Origin of the sequence: Pseudomonas sp. PDM03 (genome assembly GCF_014852385.1) — a bacterium.
Taxonomy (GTDB): domain Bacteria; phylum Pseudomonadota; class Gammaproteobacteria; order Pseudomonadales; family Pseudomonadaceae; genus Aquipseudomonas; species Aquipseudomonas migulae.
Genome location: NZ_JACVBM010000026.1, coordinates 35846 through 59379, shown reverse-complemented (window position 1 = coordinate 59379; position 23534 = coordinate 35846). Strand labels below are relative to the sequence as shown.

The window sequence follows — 23534 nt, the reverse complement described above, 5'->3', positions numbered from 1 at the left end:
TGCTCAGCCCTCCTTGTTTGGCGGCCAGCCATTGGTGTTGATGTTCGAGCTCCATTTGAGGAACTCGGCGATGTCATCCACCTCCTGGTCACTCAATTTGAACTGAGGCATCGCGCGCCGGCCCGGTACGCCCAGTGGCTGCATTTTCATCCAGGCATGCAGGAAAGGTTTGAAGCCCTGTTCCCCGCCGCGCCGCTGAAAGACGTTGCCCAGCTCAGGCGCAAAGTAGGCGCCCTCGCCCAGCAGCGTGTGGCAGCCGATGCAGTTGTTTTGCTCCCAGACTGTTTTGCCGCGAATCACTGATTCGGTTAATTGCGCTTCGTTACTGCGCACCGGGAAGGTCTGTTCCGTGTGGTAGGTCAAGGCCAGGAATACCAGGAAGAAGAAGATGCTTCCCCCGAAGTAGATGTTCCTGGCCATGCCTTTGGTGAAGGTCTCTGACATGGTCGCTTCCTCTTTGCTTGGCCCGTCCATGATAGGAAGCGAAGGGTTGAAACCTGCTTGATGGCGATCAAGAAACTCCGATGGTTTTGCTCGGGTATTGCCGATGCCGCAGATCGAATGTCGGAGCGTTTTTGTGTCAGGTGGTTTGTTTTTTTGAAGGGGGGCATATCCGTTTTTGCGGTGATGGCTGGTATTGGTTTCGCCCTTACGGCGAGTCACTTTCGAAAAGCGCGAAAGTAACCAAAGCGCTTTTGCCCCTTTCGTTCGGTGCCTCGCCTAGGCTCGGCATTCCCTCGCTCCGGTCCTGCTCCGTGGGCCCGCCGCGATCGGCCATCCTTGGCCGTGCGCGGCTAACCCGGCATCCATGCCGGGTTGCCCACTACGCAGAACCTGCGCTCGGCCTCTCGAGGGGGCGACTACCGCCACAGCCGCCGAGGCGGCCTGAAAGCCGACCTGGCTCTTTGGTCGTGTGCACACTTCCGCACTGTGGTGGCCGCACTAATTTTGGATGTTTGCACATCCCCCCTGTAGGAGCCGGCTTGCTGGCGATGGCGTCCGTCCAGCCAATACATACGTTGACTGATTCACCGCTATCGTCGGAACGCCGCCCGCAGCAAGCCGGCTCCTACACAGGGATTGGGTTCACACAGTACGAAATTGTAGGAGCCGGCTTGCTGGCGATGGACGTCAACGATGACGCGGGCTGTCAGAATGAACGCGTTGTCCGGTCGTTTTTCGCGGGCAAGCCTCGCTCCTACAGGGGGCCTGCGTGCGCTTTTGCTTCTCACCACTCATCAGGCCGAGCGTTAGCTCGCCTTCCGCTTTTGATCTGAGCGCCCCCTCGAGAGGCCGAGTGGAGGTTCTGCGCAGTGGGCAACCCGGCATGGATGCCGGGTTAGCCGCCCCCGGCCAGGGATGGCCGATGGCGGCGGGCCCACGGAGCAGGACCGGAGCGAGGGTATGGCGAGCATTAGCGAGCCACCGAACGAAAGGGGCAAGAGCGCTTGGTTACTTGGCGCTCTTCCAAGTGACTCGCCGTAAGGGCGAAACCAATACCCGCCATCACCACAGAAACGGATATGTACTCAATCAACCACCACCAACATCCCCCCCACAACCACCGCCAACACCAACGCCCAACTCACCAACAACCGACGCCACAATCGCGGCGCATGGCGCATTTCCATAAAGCCATCAGTAATCAACCAGGCCTTGACAACCGCCACCAGCAAAATGGCCACGGACAACATCCCTGTCGCCCCCGACTGCGCCAGCAACACAGTACTCACGCTCAGCGTGGCCAACGCTGCCCAGCAGACAAACAAGAACCTGGAAGCAGACATGAAAACCTCATCAACCCAGCACGTAAACCAGCGGAAACAACACCACCCAGATCAGATCAACCATGTGCCAATACAACACGCCGGATTCAAATCCACTGCGGTTACGGGCGTCGTACAACCCACGACGGCAACGCTCGGCCAGCCATCCGAGGATGAACATGCCAAGCAACACATGAAGAAAATGAAACCCGGTGAGGATCCAGTACAGCGTGAAAAACGTGTTGTGCTCCATCCCCAGCCCCGAGGCCAGCAAGTGTCGGTACTCAGTGACTTTCAACACCACATAGACACTGGCGACGAACAACGCCGCCAACAACCAGACAGCGCCGTAGCGAGGCCTTGAACGCCTGACTTGCGTCTGCGCCAGCGCCGCGAACAGTCCTGCGGTCAGCAGGCTCAGGGTCATCGCCAGACCGGTCGACGTGTTCAGCAACAGACGACTTTCGCTGAACAGCTGCGGCTTGAGTGCCTGGGTCACGGCGAACACCAGAATCAGAATGGCAAACACCGACAGCTCGGCCAGAATGAAAAACCACATCGCCAGATCACCCGGCAAATGCCTGGGCGCAACGCCGCCGGGCTCAACCGAAGTGGACATCAACCACGTCCATCAGCGCCGCAACGGTCAGCGGATCGTCGCTCAATGGTTCGGCCAGGCAGGCCATGCACGCCTCACGCGGGCTCATGCCGGCGCGGATCATTCGTGCGGTGAAAATCAGCAACCGCGTCGAAGCGACTTCCTCCAGATCATGCTGATCGAGCCGCCGTAGCGCCTGCCCCAGCCTGACCACTTGCGCTGCCAGCGCGCTGTCCACCTGAGCCTCGCGGGCAACAATGCGCTCTTCATCGGCCACCGGCGGGTAATCGAAACGCATCGCCACGAAGCGTTGTCGGGTACTGGGTTTCATGCCTTTGAGCAGGTTCTGGTAACCGGGGTTGTAGGACACCACCAGCATGAAGGACGGCGGCGCCTGCAACACCTCGCCGGTGCGCTCCAGGAACAACTCACGACGATCGTCGGCCAGCGGATGCAACACCACCACGGTGTCCTGGCGCGCCTCGACCACTTCATCGAGATAACAGATGCCGCCTTCGCGTACCGCGCGGGTCAGCGGTCCGTCCTGCCACCAAGTGCCTTGGGCACCGATCAGATGGCGACCGATCAAGTCTGCCGCGCTCAGGTCGTCGTGGCACGCCACGGTGTACAGCGGCAGGTTCAACCGATGCGCCATGTGCTGGACGAAACGGGTTTTGCCGCAACCGGTCGGCCCCTTGATCAGCACCGGCATGCCGTGTTGCCAGGCCTGCTCGAACAGCGCCTCCTCATTGTTGAGCGGTTGGTAGAAGGGTTCGGCCTTGTGTTCGCCAGACGGGAGATGGTCCATGGGGCACCTGATTCAACAACAGAATTGAGGGACACGCTACGGACCCCTGCGACAACCTGGCAAGTGACATGGCCGACAAACTTGATCGCCGTCAAGCGGGCATTGGCCTGCTCGGGCATAGCCTTGCAGCGCACTAAGAACCTGCGTCCTGTGCTGCCGTTCCAGCGCATCGCAAAGGTCTTGCCTGAGGAGAAATGGAATGCTGATCAGCAATAGAAAAACGTTTGCTCTGACCGTCGCCACCCTGTGTTCGACACTGGCCTTTGCGGTGTCTCACGCAGCTAGAGCCAACGAGCCCGCCGCCTCACCGCCCATGGTCAAAACCGCTGGCGCTCCCGATATGAGCCGGGCCGAGTTCGATTCATCCAAGGAAATCTACTTCCAGCGCTGCGCCGGCTGTCACGGCGTGCTGCGCAAAGGGGCGACCGGCAAGCCGCTGACCCCGGACATCACCCAGTCACGCGGGCAACCGTTCCTGGAGGCCTTGATTACCTACGGTTCACCGGCAGGCATGCCGAACTGGGGGACGTCCAATGCCCTGACCAAGGAGCAAATCACGGCCATGGCCAAATTCGTTCAGCACACGCCGCCGACACCACCGGAATGGGGCATGGCCGAGACGCTGAAAACCTGGAAGGTGCTGGTCAAACCCGAGGATCGTCCGAAAAAACAACTGAGCAAACTTGACCTGCCCAACCTGTTTTCGGTGACGTTGCGCGATGACGGCAAGATTGCCCTGATCGACGGCGACAGCAAGAAAATCGTCAAGCTGATCGAGACCGGTTATGCGGTGCACATCTCGCGGATCTCCGCCTCGGGCCGCTACTTGCTGGTGATTGGCCGCGACGCCCGGATCGACATGATCGACCTGTGGCCGGTGGAGCCGACCAAGGTCGCCGAAGTCAAAGTGGGCATCGAAGCACGCTCGGTCGAGACCTCCAAATTCAAGGGCTACGAAGACAAGTACACCATCGCCGGTTCCTATTGGCCGCCGCAGTTCACCATCATGGACGGCGAAACCCTGGAGCCGAAGCAGATCGTCTCGACACGCGGCATGACCGTCGACAAGCAGGAATATCACCCTGAGCCGAGGGTCGCGGCGATCATCGCGTCCCACGAATGGCCGGAGTTCATCGTCAACGTCAAGGAAACCGGCAAGGTCATGCTGGTCAATTACCAGGACATCAAGAACCTCACCGTCACCTCCATCGACGCCGCGCCGTTCCTGCATGACGGCGGTTGGGACAGCACGCACCGCTACTTCATGACCGCCGCCAACAACTCCAACAAAGTCGCCGTGATCGACTCCAAGGAACGCAAGTTGACCGCGCTCGTGGACGTCGGCAAAACCCCGCACCCTGGGCGCGGCGCCAACTTCGACCACCCGACCTACGGGCCTGTCTGGGCCACCAGCCACCTGGGCGATGAAGGCATCTCGCTGATCGGCACCGACCCAATCAAACACGCGCAATACGCCTGGAAACAGGTCGCCTCGATCAAGGGCCAGGGCGGTGGATCGCTGTTCATCAAGACCCACCCCAACTCCCGTCACCTGTACGTCGACACCACCCTCAACCCGGACGCAAAACTCAGTCAGTCGGTGGCGGTGTTCAACATCGACAAGCTCGACGCCGGCTACACCGTGCTGCCCATCGCCGAATACGCAGGCATCAAGCAAGGGGCGATGCGCGTCGTGCAACCGGAATACAACAAGGCCGGCGATGAAGTCTGGTTCTCCGTGTGGAGCGGCCAGGCCGACGAATCGGCGCTGGTAGTGATCGACGATAAAACCCTGAAGCTCAAGTCAGTCATCAAGGACAAACGACTGATCACACCCACCGGAAAGTTCAACGTCTACAACACCCAACACGACATCTATTGAGCTCCATCAATGCAAGGAAACACCATGAAAAATACTCTGCTTTCACTGTTCGCCCTGACCGCTGCGCTGAGCGTGCAACCGGCCATGGCCCAGGACGCGCTGGAGCTGTTCAAGAGCAAACCCTGCGCCGCCTGCCACTCCATCGACACCAAACTGGTCGGCCCGGCACTCAAGGATGTAGCGGCCAAGAATGCGGGCGTAGCCGGGGCCGCGGACACCCTGGCCACTCATATCAAAAACGGCACACAGGGCAATTGGGGACCGATGCCGATGCCGGCAAACCCGGTCACGGATGAGGAAGCGAAGATTCTCGCGACCTGGGTCCTGACACTCAAATAACCGCCTGGAGGGCGCCATGATGATTTATCGAAAGGCTCTGGTTCTGGCGGCCCTCCTCCTCATTTGCGCAACCACGGTTGCCGCGCCCGACGCCCAGCGTCAGGCGCAACTCGAACACCTGCTGACCCAGGACTGCGGCGCCTGCCATGGGCTGCACATGACCGGCGGCCTCGGCCCCGAACTGACCCGCGCAGCGCTGGCGGGCAAGTCCAGGGACAGCCTGATCGCCACAGTCACCCATGGCCGGCCCGGCACCGCGATGCCCGGTTGGGCCCCGCTGCTCAGCACCGCCGACATCCGTTGGCTGATCGATCTTCTTCTCCAGGGATATCCCGCACCATGATCCGTTCAATCCTGCTGTCAGCGGCGACCGGACTGTTATTGTCCGCCTGCGCTCAGCCACCCTTGCGTGGCACCGGCGACTTGGGCGTGGTGGTGGAACGCGCCACCGGCAGCCTGCAAATCATCGAAAGCGACAACCGCACTTCGCTGGCCCGGCTCGAAGGGTTGGGCGACCTGTCCCACGCCTCGGTGGTGTTCTCCCGCGACCAGCGTTTTGCCTATGTGTTCGGCCGCGACGGCGGTCTGAGCAAGATCGACCTGCTGACCCGACGCATCGATCACCGAGTGATCCAGGGCGGCAACAGCATCGGCGGCGCCATCAGTCAGGACGGCAAATTGATCGCCGTGTCCAACTATGTGCCGGGCGGGGTCAAGGTCTTTGATGCCGAAACCTTGCAGCTGGTGGCCGACATTCCCGCCACCCCGCTGGCCGATGGCAGCAAGCGTTCCCGCGTGGTCGGCCTGGTCGACGCGCCTGGCCAGCGTTTTGTGTTCAGCCTGTTCGACACCGGCGAGATCTGGACCCTGGATTTCAGCCAGGGCACCACCCCGCAGATCAACCGCTTCACCGACATCGGCGAGCAACCCTACGACGCGCTGATCACCCCGGACGGGCGCTACTACATGGCCGGCCTGTTCGGCGAAGACGGCATGGCGCAACTTGACCTCTGGCATCCCGAGCGTGGGGTAAAGCGGGTGCTCGGTGATTACGGACGCGGCCAGGCAAAACTGCCGGTCTACAAAATGCCGCACCTTGAGGGCTGGGCCGTCGCCGACCATCAGGCCTTCGTCCCCGCTGTCGGTCGCCATCAGGTGTTGGTGATGGATTCGCGCACCTGGCAGCAGAGCGCCGTGATCCCCGTGGCCGGCCAACCGGTGTTCGTCACCTCGCGCCCGGACGGTCGGCAACTGTGGGTCAATTTCGCCTACCCGGACAACGATCGGGTCCAGGTGATCGACACCGAAACCCACGCCGTGGTCGCCGACCTGCGACCGGGCCCGGCGGTGCTGCACATGGAATTCACCGCACGCGGCGATCAGCTGTGGCTGTCGTTACGCGACGGCAATCAGGTTCAGGTCTGGGACCCGTACAGCCTGAAACAGCTGAGCACCCTGCCGGCCACTGCACCGAGCGGCATCTTCTTCAGCAGCCGCGCACAAAAAATGGGTTATTGAAATGGACCTCGACCTGCTTGCCTGCCAACTGATCGATCGCTTCCAGCATGGCATGCCGCTGTGTCCGGAACCTTATCTCGAAATAGCCCAGGTGTTGGGTTGCAGCGAGTCGCAAGTGATCGCCTGTCTGCAACGCCTGGAACTGGCCGGGGCCTTGTCGCGGATCGGTCCGGTGTTCGACCACAGCCGTGCCGGCGCCAGCACCCTCGCCGCCCTCGCCGTGCCCGCCGAACGCCTGCATCAGGTCGCCGAGCGCGTCAGCCAGTACCCCGAGGTCAATCACAACTACGCGCGCGAGCATCACTACAACCTGTGGTTTGTGTTGACCGGCCCCGATCGCCAACACATCGAGCGCATTCTCGAAGAACTGGAGTACGACACCGGACTCACCCCACTGGACCTGCCGATGTTGACCGCTTACCGCATCGACCTCGGCTTTGCCCTGGGAGAAAACCGATGAAAGCGCCATTGAATCCCAAACAGGCACTGGCCCTGCGTCGGCACCTGGAAGGCGGGTTGCCGCTGGTCTCGCGTCCTTATCAGGCACTCGCCGAACGGATCAACGCCGAGGAAAACCAGGTGCTCGCGCAAATGCACCAGTGGCACGAGCAAGGGTTGTTCCGCCGGGTTGGCCTGGTGCTCAACCATCGAGCGCTGGGCTTTACCGCCAACGCGATGCTGGTGCTGGACATTCCGGACGCGTTGATCGACGAAGTCGGCCAGCGCCTTGGGCGAGCGCCCGGCATCACCCTCTGCTATCAACGGCCGCGACGCTTGCCTGACTGGCGATACAACCTGTTCTGCATGGTTCACGGTCGCCAACGCGATCAAGTCGCGGCGCACATTCAGGCGCTGCTCGAAGAACACCTGCTGAGCGACCTGCCCCACCAACTGCTGTTCAGCACCCACGCCTTCAAACAATGCGGCGGGCGCTTTGCGCCTTCACCAACAGGAGCCTCCGACCGTGGATGACCTCGACCGTCGACTGATCAACCGCTTGCAACTGGGCCTGCCGCTGGTGCGCCATCCCTGGAAAGTACTGGCCGCCGAACTGCAAAGCAGCAGCAGCGAACTGCTCGATCGGCTCCACGCACTGCTGGAAGACGGCGTGCTCACGCGCTTCGGCCCGATGTTCGACATTGAACGGCTGGGCGGTGCCTTCACGCTCGCGGCGCTGGCGGTGCCGGAAGAACGCTTCGAAGACGTCGCCGAGCAACTGCACGCACTGCCGGAAGTGGCCCACAACTATCGACGCGAACACCCCTGGAACATGTGGTTTGTGCTCGGTTGCCCGACCGAACAAGGCATCGCCGAGACCCTGCAGCGCATTGAATCCCTGACCGGCTTGCCGCTGCTGAATCTGCCCAAAGAGGAGACCTACCATGTCGGTTTGTATTTCCCGGTCTGAAGACACCCTGGCCCATCGCCTGATCGAGCTGACCCAGACCGGCCTGCCATTACTGGACGACCCTTGGGCCTGGCTCGCCGAGCAGTTGGACTTGAGCATCGAATCCACCCTGGACTTGCTCAAGCGTTTGCAGGCCGAGGGGGCCATCCGGCGCATAGCCGCCGTCCCCAACCACTATCGCCTTGGCTATCGCTACAACGGCATGACGGTCTGGGATGTGCGCGACGCCGACATGCCGCGCCTCGGCGCGCTGATCGGTGCGCAGCCCTTCGTCAGCCATTGCTATCGACGCCCGCGCCGTGAGGACTGGCGCTACAACCTGTTTGCCATGGTGCACGGTCGCAGCAGCGAGGAAATCGACAGCTACCGCGAACACCTGCGCTACTTGCTGGGCGATGCCTGTGCCGCCGACGAGATGCTGGTGAGCAGCCGCATCCTGAAAAAAACCGGATTGCGCCTGCCACCCGCAACGCACTGAACGCGCGCCGACTCAAGGAGAGTTGCATGTTAAGGATCAGCCAATACCTGCGTGCGCTGGCCGGCCAGGCGCCCGCCCCCAGAACCAGCCCACCGGGCAGCAACCGGCCGCCCGTGGTGATCTGGAACCTGCTGCGACGCTGCAACCTGACCTGCAAACACTGCTACGCAACCTCAGCCGACAGCGTCTTTCGCGACGAACTGGATACGCCCGCCGCACTGAGCGTGATCGATGATCTGCGCGCTGCCGGGGTGAAGGTGCTCATCCTGTCCGGCGGTGAGCCGCTGTTGCGTGACGATCTGTTTGTGCTCAGCGCCTACGCCCGCGCCAAGGGTTTCTTTGTTGCCTTGTCCACCAACGGCACGCTGATCGATGAGCACAACATCACGCAGATCCGTGCGGCGAATTTCGACTATGTCGGGATCAGCATCGATGGCCTGGAAGCCACCCATGACGCCTTCCGCCAACTCAAGGGCAGTTTTGCCAGTTCCATGCGGGCGATCCGCCTCTGTCGCGAACAAGGTATTCGGGTCGGCCTGCGCACCACCCTGACCCAGGAAAACCATGCGCAGCTTCCCCAATTGCTGGCGCTGATGCGCGAGTACGACGTGCAAAAGTTTTACCTGTCGCACCTCAACTACAGCGGTCGCGGCAAACGCAGCCGCCAGCTCGACGCCCGGCAACAGATGAGCCGCGAGGCGATGACGCAGATTTTCGAACGCGCCTGGGAAGACATCGCGCAGGGCCGCGACAGCGATTTCGTCAGCGGCAACAACGATGCCGACGCGGTTCTGTTGCTGCAATGGGTGGGGCTGCATCTGCCTGAACATTACCCGCGCCTGGAACACATGCTGCGTGCCTGGGGCGGCAATGCCTCGGGCAGCGGCATCGCCAACATCGACAACACCGGCGAAGTACACCCGGACACCTATTGGTGGCAGCACTCGGTGGGCAACGTGCGGCACACACCGTTTCGCACGCTGTGGCTGGACCGGCCGGACACCTTGTTGCAGCAGCTGCGGGTGCATCCGCGCGCCGTCGGCGGCCGCTGTGGCCAATGTCGCTGGCTGGACATCTGCAACGGCAACACCCGAACCCGCGCCTGGGCCGAAGGCGATCTGTGGGGGCAGGACCCCGGTTGCCACCTCAGCGATGAAGAAATCGGTGTGCCGCCCATCACGACCATCCCTTGCGTCATGCACTGAAGCATCCGCCTGGCAAGCCCCGGCCAACCTGATGAAGAACCAAGGACGTCCCATGTACCCATCGATTATTTTACCGGCCGCACTTGCGTCCCTGTTCAGACCGGGCGAAGTCGCCCTGGTCGGCGCGGGCCCCGGCGATCCACGCCTGCTGACCCTGCGCGCCTGGAGCCTGTTGATGCAGGCCGACGCCGTGGTTTACGACCGTCTGATCAGCCCCGACCTGCTGACGCTGATCCCCCTCACTTGCGCCCGGCATTACGTCGGCAAGGCCAGCGGCTGCCACAGCCTGCCCCAGGAACAAATCAACGAGCTGCTGGCCGACCTCGCCGAGCAAGGGCAACGCGTGGTCCGGCTCAAGGGTGGCGACCCGTTCATCTTCGGTCGCGGTGCCGAGGAGTTGCAGTATCTGCTGCAGCGCAACATCGACTGCCAAGTGGTGCCGGGCATCACCGCCGCGTCCGGGTGCAGCGCTTACGCCGGCATCCCGCTGACGCACCGGGACCTGGTCAACTCCTGTCGATTCATCACCGGCCACTTGCAACACGACGGCGAGTTGAAACTGCCTTGGCACGATCTGGCCGACAGCAGCCAGACCCTGGTGTTTTACATGGGCTTATCGAACCTCGGGGTTATCGCCCGGAACCTGATCGAGGCCGGGTTGCCGGCCGACACACCGGCAGCGCTGGTCAGCAACGGCACGCGCGCCGACCAGCACGTTGCCCGTGGTTTGTTGCATCAACTGCCGACGTTGGCGCTGGAGTGCCCGCCCGGTATTCCGACGCTGACGGTGATCGGCAAGGTGGTCGATCTGTTCGCGGCACAACCGATGGAATACCCGGCGCGTTTTTATCCTGTCCAGGCGTTGCAACGGCACGGCAAGGTGGCGCTATGAAGCGCGGGCTGCTGCCGTTGTTATGGGTCAGTGCTGTCGTTGGCGCCGCTGATCCGGCACTTGAACACGCCGCGAACGACTACCGCCAGCATTGCCAAAGCTGCCATGGCGCCAACCGTTTCGGCGGTACCGGGCCGGCGTTGTTGCCAGAGAGTCTGAGCCGGATCAAACCCGATGAAATCCGCAGCGTGATCCAGAACGGCCGCCCCGCCAGCCAGATGGCCGGGTTTGCCAACGTGTTCAACCCGGCACAGATCGACGCGCTGGTGAGCTACCTTCAGCAACCGCCCACCACCGCGCCGACCTGGAGCAACGACGAGATTCGCGGCAGTCACTCGATGTTCGCCGACATCAACAAGCTGCCCAACACGCCCCAGCATGGCGCCGATCCGCTGAACCTGTTCGTGGTGGTGGAAGCTGGCGATCACCACATCAACATCCTCGACGGCGATCGCTTCGAGGTGCTGGCGCGGTTTACCTCGCACTTTGCCGTGCATGGCGGGCCGAAGTTCTCACCCGACGGGCGCTTCGTCTACGTCGCCTCGCGCGATGGCTGGGTCAGCCTGTACGACCTGCACAACCTGAAGCTGATCGCCGAGGTCCGCGCCGGGCTCAACACCCGGAACCTGGCGGTGAGCAAGGATGGTCGCTGGGTGTTGGTGGGTAACTATTTGCCGGGCAATCTTGTCGTGCTGGATGCCCGCGATCTGTCGCTGGTCAAGACCATTCCAGCCATCGGCCAGGACGGCACGGCGTCACGGGTCAGCGCGGTCTACACCGCGCCGCCACGGGACAGTTTCATCGTCGCGCTCAAGGACGTGAAGGAAGTCTGGGAACTGTCGAGCGCCGGGACTCCGGATTTCGAGCCGCGACGGATCGAGGCTGAGGACATGCTCGACGACTTTTCCTTTTCACCGGACTACAAGCAGTTGCTGGCCACGTCGCGCAAGGCCAAAGGTGGTCAGGTGATCGACCTCGACAGTGGCAAGGTGGTCACCGACATTCCGTTGCCGGGCATGCCGCACCTGGGGTCCGGTACCTATTGGAAACGCAACGGTCAGTGGGTGTTTGCCACGCCGAACATCAGCAAGGGGCTGATCTCGGTCATCGATTTCAAGACCTGGAAGCTGATCAAGGAAATCCCGACACTGGGGCCGGGGTTTTTCATGCGCAGTCACGTCAATTCGCGGTATGCCTGGACGGATGTGTTTTTCGGGCCGGACAACGATGCGATTCATTTGATCGACAAACAGACCCTGGAAATCGCTCGTACCTTGCGTCCGATGCCTGGCAAGACGGCGGCGCACGTCGAGTTCACTCGCGATGGTCGGCACTTGCTACTGAGCATTTGGGCCACGGATGGGGCGCTGATTGTTTATGACAGTGACACGCTTGAGGAGATCAAGCGTATCCCGATGAACAAGCCGTCGGGCAAGTACAACGTTGGTAACAAGATCGAGTTTGTGGAGGGGACTTCGCATTAGGGGTTGGGTGTATATCCGTTTTTTTGGTGATGGCGGCTGGCGGTTTCGCCCTTACGGCGAGTCACTTTGGAAAAGCCCCAAAGTAACCAAAGGGCTCTTGCCCCTTTCGTTCGGTGCCTCGCTAATGCTCGGCATGCCCTCGCTCCGGTCCTGCTCCGTGGGCCCGCCGCCATCGGCCATCCATGGCCGGGGGCGGCTAACCCGGCATCCATGCCGGGTTGCCCACTGCGCAGAACCTACGCTCGGCCTCTCGAGGGGGCGTGTACCTCAAAATCAAAAGCTGAAGGCGAGCTAACGCTCGGCCTGATGAGTGGTGAAAGTCAAAAGCGTATGGGATTCCCTGTAGGAGCCGGCTTGCCGGCGAAAAACGTCGGGGCAACGCGTTCATTCAGACAGCCCGCGTTATCGTTGACGCCCATCGCCAGCAAGCTGGCTCCTACAATTTTGAATCGTGTGAACCCAATCCCTGTGTAGGAGCCGGCTTGCTGGCGATGGCGGTAGATTAGTCAACGTATGTATTGGCTGGACGGACGCTATCGCCAGCAAGCCGGCTCCTACAGTTGATTGGTGTCATGGCCAATTACCGCGTCTGCTGCTGTTGCTTTGCTTTGCTTTGCTTTGGCTTTTGATTTTGATCTGCCCCGTCGGAAGGCCGAGTGGAGGTTCTGCGCAGTGGGCAACCCGGCATGGATGCCGGGTTAGCCGCCCCCGGCCAGGGATGGCCGATGGCGGCGGGCCCACGGAGCAGGACCGGAGCGAGGGCATGGCGAGCCTTAGCGAGCCACCGTACGTCAGGGGCGCGGGCGCTTGGTTACTTGGCGCTTTTCCAAGTAACCCGCCGTAAGGGCGGAACCAATAGCCGCCGTTACCGCAGAAATGGATATGTACCCCGATCCCCCCCCTCAGCCCAACGTATAACCGTTATCAACCTTCCAGTCCTGCCCATAAACCCCCCGAGCCCCCTGGGACAGCTGAAAAATAATCACGTTGGCCACCGCAGACGCATCAAGAAAATGCCCCGGCAAAAGACGCTTGCCAAGCGTATCGGCAACATCATCAAGCTCACCGTCGCTCAAGCCCAGGTTGTCCCACATCGAGGTCGCGGTCGGCCCCGGCGAAACCAGGTTGATGCGCACATCGTAACGGGCAAACTCCACCGCCAGCGTGCGCGCCTGGGCCGCCAATGCCGCCTTGCTGGCAATGCAGGCAGCCAGGCCAGGAAAACTCGACCCCGTCAGGAAGCTGCCGACAAACACCACCGACGCCGGGTTCGCCAACTCACCGCGCAACGCCGCCAGGGTGTTCAACGCACCCGCACCGTTGACCGCCCATTGCCGCTGAAAGGCCGGCATGTCCAGGCTATCGGCCATTTCGGCAATGCCGGCGTTGGGCACCAGATAATCCACCCGCCCCAACGTCGCCGCCCGCCGGGCCAACCCTTGCAGATCGTCCTCGCAGGTAACGTCCCCGGCACACCATTGCAGCCGTTCACCATAGATCTGCTGCAAGGCCGGCAAGTCACCGACGGTGCGCGACATCGCCAACACCCTGACCCCGCGCGGCAACAGCGCCGCGCACAAGGCCAGGCCAATCCCGGAACTGGCGCCGGTGATCACGGCCAAACGATCCTGAAACTCGGTTTGCATCATGTTCTCCTGGGCATCGTCGATGCCAAGCACTGGGGACCTGGCGGGCCCCTATCTTTGAACAGATGCAAAAATACCGACTTGACGGCGATCAGATTTTCTCAATGGATCGACAGCTCAATGAGTCGAGTGCGACATGGCCGGTTGCTGCAGCACCGACTGATCGATCTCGCTGAACCGCAGCACGCGACCGCCCTGCTCCGTGGCCAGTTTTTCAGCAGCCTGCTGGCTGGAGAACGACGCCAACACCACACCCATCGCCCCCTTGAGCCGGGTGCCGACCACGTAATACGCATCTTTGGCATCGATCAGTTGGGTGTCATCCGGCGAATTCCAAGGGCTGTGCTCCATGTCGTGGACATACAGCCTGGCATCGCCATGATGGTTTTCCGGTTGCAACCACCAACCGATCATTTCCGCCGTCGAGCAGAATTTCTTGATGCCGCTGTGCTCGACCACTTCACCCTTGGGGCCGGGAAAGCCGTCGATGATCATGCCGCAGACATGGCACTCATCACTGGGATGAAAGGCGCTGGGGGCATCGCTGTAGCTGGCTTGCACGGGTTTGTCACACGCCGTCAGCAGCACACAGACCATCAGGCCCGCCAGGTTGCGCAGCGTCTTCCAATCAAGCGTTCTCATCATCAGGTGCTCCAAAAAACCAAAGTAAGAATTCAAGTCGCCCGTCGACGAAACAGCAGCCAGGCCGTACCCAACGGCGCCGCCACCCACAACAGCAGGCAGAGCCAGAGCATCGAGCCCGGCACAGGCAAATCGCTGCCCAGGGTCAGCACGCCAGCGGTACTGGCGACGGCGTCAAAACCGGAAAGATTGATCAAGCGATAGAGGTCGGCGGGATTGAACAGCAGCAACCAGGGCAGCACTTTCGGGTTGAAGTGCCCTTCGCTGAGCACCAGCAGGGCGAGCAGCGCCAGGTCGAACACCAGCACGAAAAAGAACCACACGCCCAGCGCCAAACCGGCAGCCGTGGATTTCTCGGCTGCCACACTGCTCAGCACATAGGCCAGCCCCAGGAAGCCCCAGCCCAGTAGCGTCGACGAGACAATGAATCGTCCGAAGGCCCAGAGCAGCAGGTTCAGCTCGACGTCGTCCACCAGCACGGCGATCGCGAGCATCGCGCAGCCGAAACCGATCAGCGTCGCCAGTGCCAGGATCAACCCGTGGCCAATGAACTTGCCGAGCAGGATGTGCCCGCGCCCCAGCGGATAGGTCAACAACAGCAGCAAGGTGCCGCTTTCGTCCTCGCCGACAATGGCGTCATACGCCAACATCAAGGCAATCAGCGGCATCAGGAACGTCGCCAGGCTGGCCAGGCTGGCGATGGTCGCGGGCACCGAGGTAAAGCCCAACTGACCGGACGCCGCCGCGCCCAGCCAGGCAATGCCGGTGGCCAGCACCGCGAACAACAGGCTGATCGCCAGCAACCAGCGGTTGCGCAAACCGTCATTGAATTCCTTGCGGGCCATGTTCCAGATCGGGTTCATAGAATCTCTCCACTGTGGGTCGCAGCGGCCCGTCCCATGTAATAGCGGTAGAGGTCTTCCAGGGACGGTGGAGTGATTTCCACGTCCGCCGGCTCATCCTCATTGAGCAACTGGCGCAACAGGCCCAGTTTGCTGCCATTGAGCGCGGCCACTTCCAGGCCCTCCACGCCCCAACGTTGAGTGGCGTGCCCGGCGCTGTTCCAAGTAGCCTGCAAGGGGCCGGCATGCTTGAGTCCGTTGGCGCGAATCAGCGTCGGCAACCCGGCTTCCTCGCGCAGGCTGCGCAGACTGCCGAGGGCCAGCAGACGCCCTTGGGTCAGGATCGCCGCACGATTGATATGCGCCTCGACCCCCGGCAAAACGTGGGAACAGAGAATGACGCTGGTGCCCTGGCTGCGCAGACGGTCGAGCAACCGATACAGGTCTTGAGTGGCGATGGGATCGAGGCCGACCGTCGGCTCGTCGAGCAGCAACAGGCGCGGTTCGCCGAGCAAGGCTTGCGCCAGCCCGAGGCGCTGGCGCATGCCTTTGGAGTAGGTCTTGACCCGTCGATGCGCCGCCCCTGCCAGGCCAACTTCTTCCAGCAGCCCGTCCACCTGAGCGAACGCGGCCCCTTTGAGTCGCGCGAAATGACGCAAGGTTTCCAGGCCACTCATCTGCGGATAAAACGTCACGTTCTCCGGCAAATAGCCGAGCAGACGCCGGACATTCGGATCACTGGGCAAGCGGCCAAACACCCTGACCTGCCCTTCGCTGGCCTGCAGCAAACCGAGCACCAGTTTCATGCTGGTGGTCTTGCCCGCACCGTTGTGCCCGAACAAACCCAGCACTTCGCCTTCGGCCAGGCTCAGGCTCAACTGATGCAACACCGTGGTGTGCCCATAACGCTGGCTGACGCCTTCCAGATCGACGACATTCATGTGACGGGCTCCTTGGTCAGGGTGTGCGTGGTGGATTTCATCAACGGATGGCTGTCGAGTACGCCCGGCGATTTCATCACCGGAAACGCCCGTTGCACCCAGCGCAGCAGTTCAATCCCGGGGCTGTTCATCAACAGCCGCACCTGCGGATACAGCCACAGCAGGCGGTCGACGTTGTCGTTGGGTTCGTAGGCGATATCGCCCAGGCCATCGTTGTTGCGGTCCCAGCCCAGATAGTCGCTCCAGTAATTGCCCCGGCCATCCGCCGACCATTCCTGCAAGCGGGTGGCGACGTATTTGACCTGGCGCTGGTTGCCGACAAACGCGTTGTCGGCGATGCGGTTGTCTTCGGAGCCGGCGGTGAGGTGAATGCCCACGGCGCTGTGCTCGAAGTGGTTGTGTTCGATGCGGTTGAACAGCGAGTTGTAGATGAACAGCGCCTTGCCCTCGGCGCCGCTGATCATGCTGTCGCCGGTCGAGCCGTCGCGCACGTCGGTGACGAAGTTGTCGCGCAAGGTCGAATAGGTGATGTAGTTCATCAGGATGCCGTAGTTCTGATCCTGTTCGGAGCGGTTGCCGATCACCGTGAGCTTGCGGCTTTGCATCAGGGCGTAGCCGGTACGGGTGCGGCGGGTGGTGTTGCCGATCAGCTGGTTGTCGTTGGCGAACATGTAATGCACGCCGTAACGCAGGTCTTCCAGGGTATTGCCTTGCAGCAGGTTGCCGTTGGAAGTGTCGATGTAGATGCCATCGCGGGTGTCGCGCACCTGGTTGCCGATGACCCTGGCGCCATGCACGGCATACAGGTGAATGCCGTTGCCGCGATCCTGTGAACGCATCGCCGGATCGCCCTGGATGCGGTTGTCGATCAGGCTCGCATCCTGAGTCCCATCGACCCAGATCCCGAAACCCTGACCTTGCAGGCGATTGCCTTTGATCACCGCGCCACGGGCCTTGGGCTGGAGGAACACCGCCGCATTCATGGCCGTGAGGTCATGACCCCAGTCCAGAAAAGTGCAGCCCTCGATCCCGACGTCCGGTGCGCTGACAATCACCCCGTTGCCCTGCCCTTGCGCCTGAAACACCGCGCCGGGCTCGCACACAATCTGCATCGGCTGATCGACGCTGAACGAGCCACGGTATTCGCCCGCCGGCACGTGCCAGCGTTGCTCGGCGTCGAGGCGCAACGGCAGCGCGGTAATGGGTTGCACCGCCAGCACGCTGCCGGGCATCAGCAGGAGCGCAAGCGCGATCACCTTGATCGGGTTTCCCTTGATGTCGGTCATCGGTCCGCTCCTGTCGATGCTCAACCGTCAGGCCCGCTCGACCTTCATGCGGCCGACCATTTCCATGTGCAGCGCATGGCAGAACCAGCTGCAGTAATACCAATGCAGGCCGGCCTTGTCGGCGGTGAAGGTGATGGACGAGGTTTGCTGCGGGCTGATCTCCATGCTCGCGCCGTGGTTGGTCATGACAAAACCATGGGACACGTCCTCGATCTGGTCGATGTTGGTGATGGTCACGGTCACTTCGTTGCCCTGCTTGACGGTGAACTCGGTCAGGCCATACGCCGGCGCCATGGAGGTCATGTAGACCCGCACATGGTTGCCGTCGCGGATCACCTTGTTGTCGGTCTCCAGGTTGATGCCATCCTTCTTGGCCAACTCCACGGTGGCGGCGAAGAACGGATCGTTACGGTTCCAGATTTTTTGCGTCTTGATCTGATCCCGCCGCGCGAGGATGCAATCGTGCGGTTCGGCAAACGCCGGGCCGTCGTGCACCAGCTTCATTTCTTCGCCGGAAATATCGATCAACTGGTCGTTTTCCGGGTGCAGCGGCCCGGTCGGCAGGAAGCGGTCCTTGGAGAACTTGCACAACACCACCAGCCACTTGCCGTCCGCCTCACTGGTTTCGGTCAGCGACGCGTGGTTGTGGCCGGGCTGGTAATGCACGTCGAGTTTTTGCTTGATGTAATTGACCTTCTCGCCCTTGTAGGCACGTACCGCGTCCGCCATGTTCCACTTCACCACCTGGCTGTCGATGAACAGCGTGGTGTAGGCGTTGCCGCGACCGTCGAAGGTGGTGTGCAACGGGCCCAGGCCCAGTTCGGGCTCGGCGGCGATGACTTCGCGCGGGTCCTTGAATTTATCGGCGAACAGGTCGTCCAGGCGGTCGATGGCGATCATCGATACGGTCGGCGACAGCTTGCCGTTGGCAATGAAGTACTTGCCATCGGATGAGGTGTTGAGGCCGTGGGGGTTCTTCGGCACCGGGATGTAACGGGTGAATTCGGAGTCCTTGCCATCGGTTTTACGACCGTCGACCACCGGCACTTTCGAGTTTTCCAGGGTGATGAACTTGCCGGCCTTGATCGCGGCTTCGATGCGCGGAATGTTGAACACCACGACCCAGTCGCGCTCGTTGCGCATCATGCCGCCGAGGTCGTAGGCCTTCTCCGAGTTGTAGCAGGTGGACGCGGCGTACTTGCCGGTGTAGTCCATGTCGGCGTTGTCCAGATTGCCGTCGACGATCACCTGAAACGCCATTTCCATTTTTTCGGCATCGACGGCGTTGAACATGGTGAAGCTGTTCTTGTCTTGCAGGTCGAAGGTGTGGCCGTCATTGGGGTGCGGAATGACGAACTCGGCGTTGGCGAACACGTACTTGGTGTACGGCACTTTTTGCAGGCGCAGGCCGTGAATGGCTTGCACGTTCGGCACCGTGAGCATCTTGTCGCACTTCATGATGTCCAGGCGGATGCGCGCAATACGGGAGTTGGCCTTGTCGTTGATGAACAGGTACTTGCCGTCGTACTTGCCGTCCGTCATGGAGATGTGCGGGTGATGGCAATCGCCGTTCTGAAACTTCGCGCTGTCGCCCATGATGCGCTTGCTTTCGTTGGTCAGGCCCCAACCGGTGGCCGAGTCTACGTTGAACACCGGAATACGCATCAACTCGCGCATCGACGGCACGCCCAGCACCCGCACTTCGCCCTGATGACCGCCGCTCCAGAAGCCGTAGTATTCGTCCAGCTCGCCGGGGCCGACATGTGTTTTCGCCTGCGCATCCTTGACCGCAGCCGCCCATGACTCGCGGCTGAACACCGCCCCGCCCAATGTCGTGGCCCCTGCCAGCACCGCCCCGGTGACGGCGCTGCTGCCGAGAAAACCGCGACGGCTGAGTCCGGTCTGTTCTTCTTCCTGCACCGGTTTTGTGGATTCTTTGTCAGTCATGCTGCGTACTCCTTGAAGGGATAAAAACTGTGTGCGGGTAGAACTCGGTCAACTGTAGGAGCGAGCCTGCTCGCGATGTTCGCTAACGATGACGCGTGATGACTGGCTAAACGCGGCGCTCTGAATCCATCGCGAGCAGGCTCGCTCCTACAAGGGGCACATCATTCAGCGGCCGTCACTTCCACGACAGGTATCAGTTGCGCCGCCACGGGTGCCGGTTTGCCGCGCTTCTTGCGCTTGTTGATCAGCGGCGGGCATTTGTGTTCGTTGTGGTAAGTCATCTGGCAATCGAGGCAGTAGTGGCACTCGTTGGCATTGATTCGCCCATCCGGGTGAATCGCCTGGATCTCGCATTCTTTGGCGCACAACTGGCAGGGGTTGCCGCATTCCTTGCGGCGCTTGAGCCAGTCGAACAGGCGCAGCTTGGTCGGGATCGCCAACGCGGCACCCAACGGGCAGATGTAGCGGCAATAGACTTTGCGCGTGAAGATGTTGATGACCAGCAGCGCCACCGCGTAGAGGACAAACCACCATTGGCGGTCGAACCTGAGGGTGATGGCGGTCTTGAACGGTTCCACTTCGGCGAACAATTCGGCGGTGGACATGGATTCCAGGGAGATACCGAACAGCAGCAGCAAAATGATGTACTTGATCGCCCACAACCGCTCATGCACCGCGAAGGGCAATTCGTACTGGGGGATTTTCAGCTTGCGCGCGGCTTCGTTGATCAGTTCTTGCAAGGCACCGAACGGGCACAACCAGCCGCAGAACACCCCACGCCCCCACAACAGAATGCTCGCGGCGGTGAACACCCACAGCATGAAAATCAGCGGATCGGTGAGAAACAGCTCCCAGCGAAAATGCTCGAACAACGCATGGACAAAGGTCAGGACATTGACCACCGACAGCTGCCCCAGCGCATACCAGCCGAGGAACACCACGGTGAAGATCAGGTAACCGCGACGCAGCCAGTGCAGGAAATGCGGGCGGCGGGTGAACTTGTCCTGCAGGAACAGGATCGCCGTCAGCAGCAACAACGCGGTGGCGAGTACGCCGACCTGGAAGTGTTTCTGATACCAGATCGTCAACCACATCGGCCGGTTGGCTTCCTCGATGGCAGCCAGTTCTTCGGCACTCGGTGCGGGGCGCTCAAGGTATTGCTCGGGCAATTGATAAGACAGTTCGAAGCTGCTGAACATGCCGCTGACCGGACCGGTCTGACGCCGTACCAGCAACTCCAGGGACCAGGGCGATCCCGGATCGAAACCCGCCTGCTTGCGCACAATGAACACCGACATTTCATTGAACTCGGGCATGCCCTTGGCGAACACGTCGGAGAGGCGCTGATGGTCCATGTCGCGAAAGCTGATGACATTGCCGAACTGACGCAATTGCACCCGGTCGAAAATCCCGCCGCGCACATAGCCCGAGCCTTTATACGAATACAAGCCGCGTCCCAATACAGCAATGGCTTGCTCGCCGGGCTTGAGGTCTTGCATGAGGACACGGTATTGAATGTCACCCAGCAGCGCGCGGCCGATGGTCGGCGGGTTCAGGTCGGCGGTGTACAACTCGATAAAGGTGTCATCGGCCTGGTCAGGCGCGGCCGTGTCGACGCCTTCGGCCTCGGTGCCTTTGAAGGCGGCATCGACCTGTCCACGGGTCAGGTTCAAGCGGCGGATGGCGCCGTTTCCGCTCAGTTGCTCCCAGGTGGCGGGCTCGAAAAAGTCCTGGCGCACGGTGGCGGGCTTGCTCGCCACTGCCCCCTTGTCTTCGATCAGCTTGAGCGATACGGCCACCTCATGGGCGGCCCGCATGATGACCTCATTGACCACCATGGCGGTGACGGTTGCACCGGCAATGGCATCCACGGTGACCGCACTCGGGTCACTGGAATGGCCGACAACCACTCGCTGGCTGACCTTGATCCCTGTGTAGCGGGCACTGAAACCGTGGAGTTTTTCTTCGGGGATGCCGATCAGCAGAATCGGCTCATGGTGTTCCAGGACGTAGGCATCCTGAATCACACCGGCGGTGTCGAGGATCACTTGGGTGTTGATCGGTTTGCCCGAGTAGGCCGGAATGTCCACCACGTCCAGGCTCTGGAAGACATAACCGATGACCTTGCCGGTCGCTGATATCGTCCGCACCTTGAACGGGCCTTCCGCTGCGGAAACCGAATCGGTTTGCGGGAAGACCTTCTCGATACGCTGCTGCTCGATGTCGCCGTATGACTTGGCCTCAACCACCGCGAACATCGCGAGTATCAGCAAGACCGTCACCACCAGACCAACGCTCCAGATGCGCAGGTTGCCAGGTATCGAAGGCGAAGAGATTGTCATGAGCAGGCTGATTTCAAAGGGTCTGCGCCCATGTTAGGGAGCATTGCGCCCCCGTCCCTTGATTGAAATCAACTTGCGGACAATCCCCGTGCCAGAGCGCCCGAATGCCTCAAACAGTGCGGGAAAACTGGCCTTTTTGCTGATCGCCCAAGTAGGCATCAAACGCCATCGCGGCGCTGCGCATCATCAAATGCCCTTGCGGCAACAGCACCAGCTCGTCACGGTGAATCTGCAAGAGCCCATCGCGAACGTGCTCGCCGAGTTGGGCCAATGACTCGGCGAAATACTCGGTGAAGCAGATCGCGTGACGCGCTTCAAACTTGGCGAAATCGATCCGGCCATGACACATCAGGTCGCTGATCACTTCGCGGCGCAACAAGTCGTCAGCGCTCAGGCGATACCCCCGATGCACCGGCAGCAGACCTTGATCGATGCGCGCGTAGTACTGCGAAAGCTCCTTGACGCTCTGGCTGTAGCTGTCGCCGACCTTGCCGATCGAAGACACCCCGAGGCCGATCAAGTCGCAGTCGGCATGGGTCGAGTACCCCTGGAAATTGCGTTGCAGCGTGCCATGGGCGCGGGCCAGTGCCAGCTCGTCATCCGGCAAGGCGAAATGGTCCATGCCGATGTAGACATAACCGGCCTCGGTCAAACGGCGAATGGTCAGTTCGAGCAACTCCAGCTTGCGCTCCGGCGGTGGCATGTCCTCCGGGCGAATCAGCCGTTGCGCGCGCACCATCTCCGGCAGATGCGCATAACTGTAGGCAGCAATCCGGTCCGGGCGCAGGGCAATGATCTTGGCGAGGGTGACGTCGAAACTCTGCACCGTTTGCAGGGGCAGGCCGTAAATCAGATCGACGCTGATCGACTTGAATTGCGCCTCGCGCGCCGCCGCGACCAACGCATAAATCTGCGCTTCACTTTGCTGGCGATTGACCGCCGCCTGGACGTCGGGATCGAAGTCCTGCACGCCAAAGCTCAGGCGATTGAAGCCCAATTGGCGCAGCGAGTGGATCTGTTCGCTGCTGATGGTGCGCGGGTCTACCTCGATGGAAAACTCATGGTCGTCGCTGTCGTCCATGTCGAATGCCTGATGCAGGCAGCCCATCAGGTCGGCCAGTTGTTCTTGGGTCAAATACGTCGGCGTGCCCCCGCCCAGATGCAGCTGCGTAAGCTTGCGCGTGCTGTCGAACAGCGCGGCCTGCATGGCGATTTCACGCTTGAGGTACGTCAGGTATTCGACGGCCCGATGGGTCTTTTGGGTAATGATTTTGTTGCAGGCGCAGTAGTAACAAAGGCTTTTGCAGAACGGGATGTGGATGTACACCGACAACGGTTTCGGCACAGCGGCCTGGTTGCTGTCGTGGGCGGCACGCTGATAGTCGTCGACGGCAAACGCCTGATGAAACTGCGGGGCCGTCGGGTAAGAGGTGTAACGCGGCCCGGGCCGGTCATATTTTTCGACCAGGGCACGATTGAAATCGAATGAAGGCTTCATGATCAATCAACT

General features: G+C 61.3%; 23 protein-coding genes. 11 read left to right on the top strand and 12 right to left on the bottom strand.

Going from position 1 to position 23534, the window contains the following annotated elements; all coding sequences use genetic code 11:
- Positions 1 to 3: 3 nt before the first annotated feature.
- The 4 genes from IB254_RS26490 to IB254_RS26475 form a co-directional block, all read right to left on the bottom strand.
- Positions 4 to 444 carry a c-type cytochrome gene (locus IB254_RS26490; protein ID WP_008029662.1) on the bottom strand — a complete coding sequence of 147 codons (441 nt, stop codon included), beginning with the start codon at positions 442 to 444 and terminating at the stop codon, positions 4 to 6.
- Positions 445 to 1529: 1085 nt separating this feature from the next.
- Complete coding sequence (locus IB254_RS26485) at positions 1530 to 1787, bottom strand: cytochrome C oxidase subunit IV family protein (RefSeq protein ID WP_192420348.1); 258 nt, start codon at positions 1785 to 1787, stop codon at positions 1530 to 1532.
- Positions 1788 to 1797: 10 nt separating this feature from the next.
- Positions 1798 to 2385: a cytochrome c oxidase subunit 3 family protein gene (locus IB254_RS26480; protein ID WP_192420347.1), complete on the bottom strand. Its 588-nt coding sequence runs from the start codon at positions 2383 to 2385 to the stop codon at positions 1798 to 1800.
- The gene (locus tag IB254_RS26475; protein ID WP_008043675.1) at positions 2369 to 3172 is read right to left on the bottom strand and encodes a CbbQ/NirQ/NorQ/GpvN family protein; all 804 of its coding nucleotides are present in this window, start codon (positions 3170 to 3172) and stop codon (positions 2369 to 2371) included. Before IB254_RS26475 ends, IB254_RS26480 begins: the two co-directional genes overlap by 17 nt.
- A gap of 313 nt (positions 3173 to 3485) precedes the next feature.
- Here IB254_RS26475 and nirS point away from each other — a divergent pair, with 313 nt between their 5' ends.
- Genes nirS through IB254_RS26420 form a run of 11 tightly spaced genes read left to right on the top strand, consistent with a single transcriptional unit; the run spans position 3486 to position 12378 of the window.
- Positions 3486 to 5054, top strand: coding sequence for a nitrite reductase (gene nirS / locus IB254_RS26470; protein ID WP_225602511.1), 1569 nt, complete (start codon positions 3486 to 3488; stop codon positions 5052 to 5054).
- 24 nt (positions 5055 to 5078) lie between these two features.
- Positions 5079 to 5393 (top strand): c-type cytochrome, encoded by a 315-nt coding sequence (locus tag IB254_RS26465; RefSeq protein ID WP_192420343.1) that lies wholly within the window; start codon positions 5079 to 5081, stop codon positions 5391 to 5393.
- A 16-nt stretch (positions 5394 to 5409) separates the two neighbouring features.
- Complete coding sequence (locus IB254_RS26460; RefSeq protein ID WP_192420341.1) at positions 5410 to 5736, top strand: c-type cytochrome; 327 nt, start codon at positions 5410 to 5412, stop codon at positions 5734 to 5736.
- A complete protein-coding gene (locus IB254_RS26455) occupies positions 5733 to 6911 on the top strand; it encodes a cytochrome D1 domain-containing protein (RefSeq protein ID WP_192420339.1) in 1179 nt (392 codons plus the stop codon). Before IB254_RS26460 ends, IB254_RS26455 begins: the two co-directional genes overlap by 4 nt.
- Before the next feature lies 1 nt (position 6912).
- Positions 6913 to 7371: an Lrp/AsnC family transcriptional regulator gene (locus IB254_RS26450; protein ID WP_192420337.1), complete on the top strand. Its 459-nt coding sequence runs from the start codon at positions 6913 to 6915 to the stop codon at positions 7369 to 7371.
- Complete coding sequence (locus tag IB254_RS26445; protein WP_192420335.1) at positions 7368 to 7883, top strand: AsnC family protein; 516 nt, start codon at positions 7368 to 7370, stop codon at positions 7881 to 7883. Before IB254_RS26450 ends, IB254_RS26445 begins: the two co-directional genes overlap by 4 nt.
- Positions 7876 to 8319 carry an Lrp/AsnC family transcriptional regulator gene (locus IB254_RS26440; RefSeq protein ID WP_008034421.1) on the top strand — a complete coding sequence of 148 codons (444 nt, stop codon included), beginning with the start codon at positions 7876 to 7878 and terminating at the stop codon, positions 8317 to 8319. Before IB254_RS26445 ends, IB254_RS26440 begins: the two co-directional genes overlap by 8 nt.
- Positions 8294 to 8797: an Lrp/AsnC family transcriptional regulator gene (locus IB254_RS26435; RefSeq protein WP_008043669.1), complete on the top strand. Its 504-nt coding sequence runs from the start codon at positions 8294 to 8296 to the stop codon at positions 8795 to 8797. The genes IB254_RS26440 and IB254_RS26435 overlap by 26 nt, the downstream gene beginning before the upstream one ends.
- A gap of 26 nt (positions 8798 to 8823) precedes the next feature.
- Positions 8824 to 10002, top strand: a complete 1179-nt coding sequence (nirJ, locus tag IB254_RS26430; RefSeq protein WP_192420333.1) for a heme d1 biosynthesis radical SAM protein NirJ — start codon at positions 8824 to 8826, stop codon at positions 10000 to 10002.
- Between the two features lie 52 nt (positions 10003 to 10054).
- Positions 10055 to 10894, top strand: coding sequence for a uroporphyrinogen-III C-methyltransferase (gene cobA / locus IB254_RS26425; protein WP_192420331.1), 840 nt, complete (start codon positions 10055 to 10057; stop codon positions 10892 to 10894).
- Positions 10891 to 12378 (top strand): cytochrome D1 domain-containing protein, encoded by a 1488-nt coding sequence (locus tag IB254_RS26420; RefSeq protein ID WP_192420329.1) that lies wholly within the window; start codon positions 10891 to 10893, stop codon positions 12376 to 12378. The genes cobA and IB254_RS26420 overlap by 4 nt, the downstream gene beginning before the upstream one ends.
- Before the next feature lie 902 nt (positions 12379 to 13280).
- On the opposite strand, the gene IB254_RS26415 is transcribed toward IB254_RS26420, so the two are convergent.
- The 8 genes from IB254_RS26415 to hemN all read right to left on the bottom strand — a co-directional run bounded on the left by IB254_RS26415 (position 13281) and on the right by hemN (position 23522).
- Positions 13281 to 14024: an SDR family NAD(P)-dependent oxidoreductase gene (locus IB254_RS26415; RefSeq protein WP_008032084.1), complete on the bottom strand. Its 744-nt coding sequence runs from the start codon at positions 14022 to 14024 to the stop codon at positions 13281 to 13283.
- A 117-nt stretch (positions 14025 to 14141) separates the two neighbouring features.
- Entirely contained in the window at positions 14142 to 14666 is a 525-nt protein-coding gene (locus IB254_RS26410; RefSeq protein WP_008037451.1) for a nitrous oxide reductase accessory protein NosL, read from the bottom strand.
- A 32-nt stretch (positions 14667 to 14698) separates the two neighbouring features.
- Positions 14699 to 15529, bottom strand: coding sequence for an ABC transporter permease (locus IB254_RS26405; RefSeq protein ID WP_008037452.1), 831 nt, complete (start codon positions 15527 to 15529; stop codon positions 14699 to 14701).
- Positions 15526 to 16449, bottom strand: a complete 924-nt coding sequence (locus IB254_RS26400; RefSeq protein ID WP_192420327.1) for an ABC transporter ATP-binding protein — start codon at positions 16447 to 16449, stop codon at positions 15526 to 15528. Before IB254_RS26400 ends, IB254_RS26405 begins: the two co-directional genes overlap by 4 nt.
- Positions 16446 to 17735, bottom strand: coding sequence for a nitrous oxide reductase family maturation protein NosD (locus IB254_RS26395; RefSeq protein WP_192420325.1), 1290 nt, complete (start codon positions 17733 to 17735; stop codon positions 16446 to 16448). The genes IB254_RS26400 and IB254_RS26395 overlap by 4 nt, the downstream gene beginning before the upstream one ends.
- Positions 17736 to 17762: 27 nt before the next feature.
- On the bottom strand, positions 17763 to 19682 hold the full coding sequence (gene nosZ, locus IB254_RS26390) for a TAT-dependent nitrous-oxide reductase (RefSeq protein ID WP_192420323.1): 1920 nt from the start codon (positions 19680 to 19682) through the stop codon (positions 17763 to 17765).
- 161 nt (positions 19683 to 19843) lie between these two features.
- Positions 19844 to 22024, bottom strand: a complete 2181-nt coding sequence (nosR, locus tag IB254_RS26385; protein ID WP_192420321.1) for a transcriptional regulator NosR — start codon at positions 22022 to 22024, stop codon at positions 19844 to 19846.
- Positions 22025 to 22133: 109 nt separating this feature from the next.
- Positions 22134 to 23522 carry an oxygen-independent coproporphyrinogen III oxidase gene (gene hemN / locus IB254_RS26380; RefSeq protein ID WP_192420319.1) on the bottom strand — a complete coding sequence of 463 codons (1389 nt, stop codon included), beginning with the start codon at positions 23520 to 23522 and terminating at the stop codon, positions 22134 to 22136.
- Between the last annotated feature and the right edge of the window lie 12 nt (positions 23523 to 23534).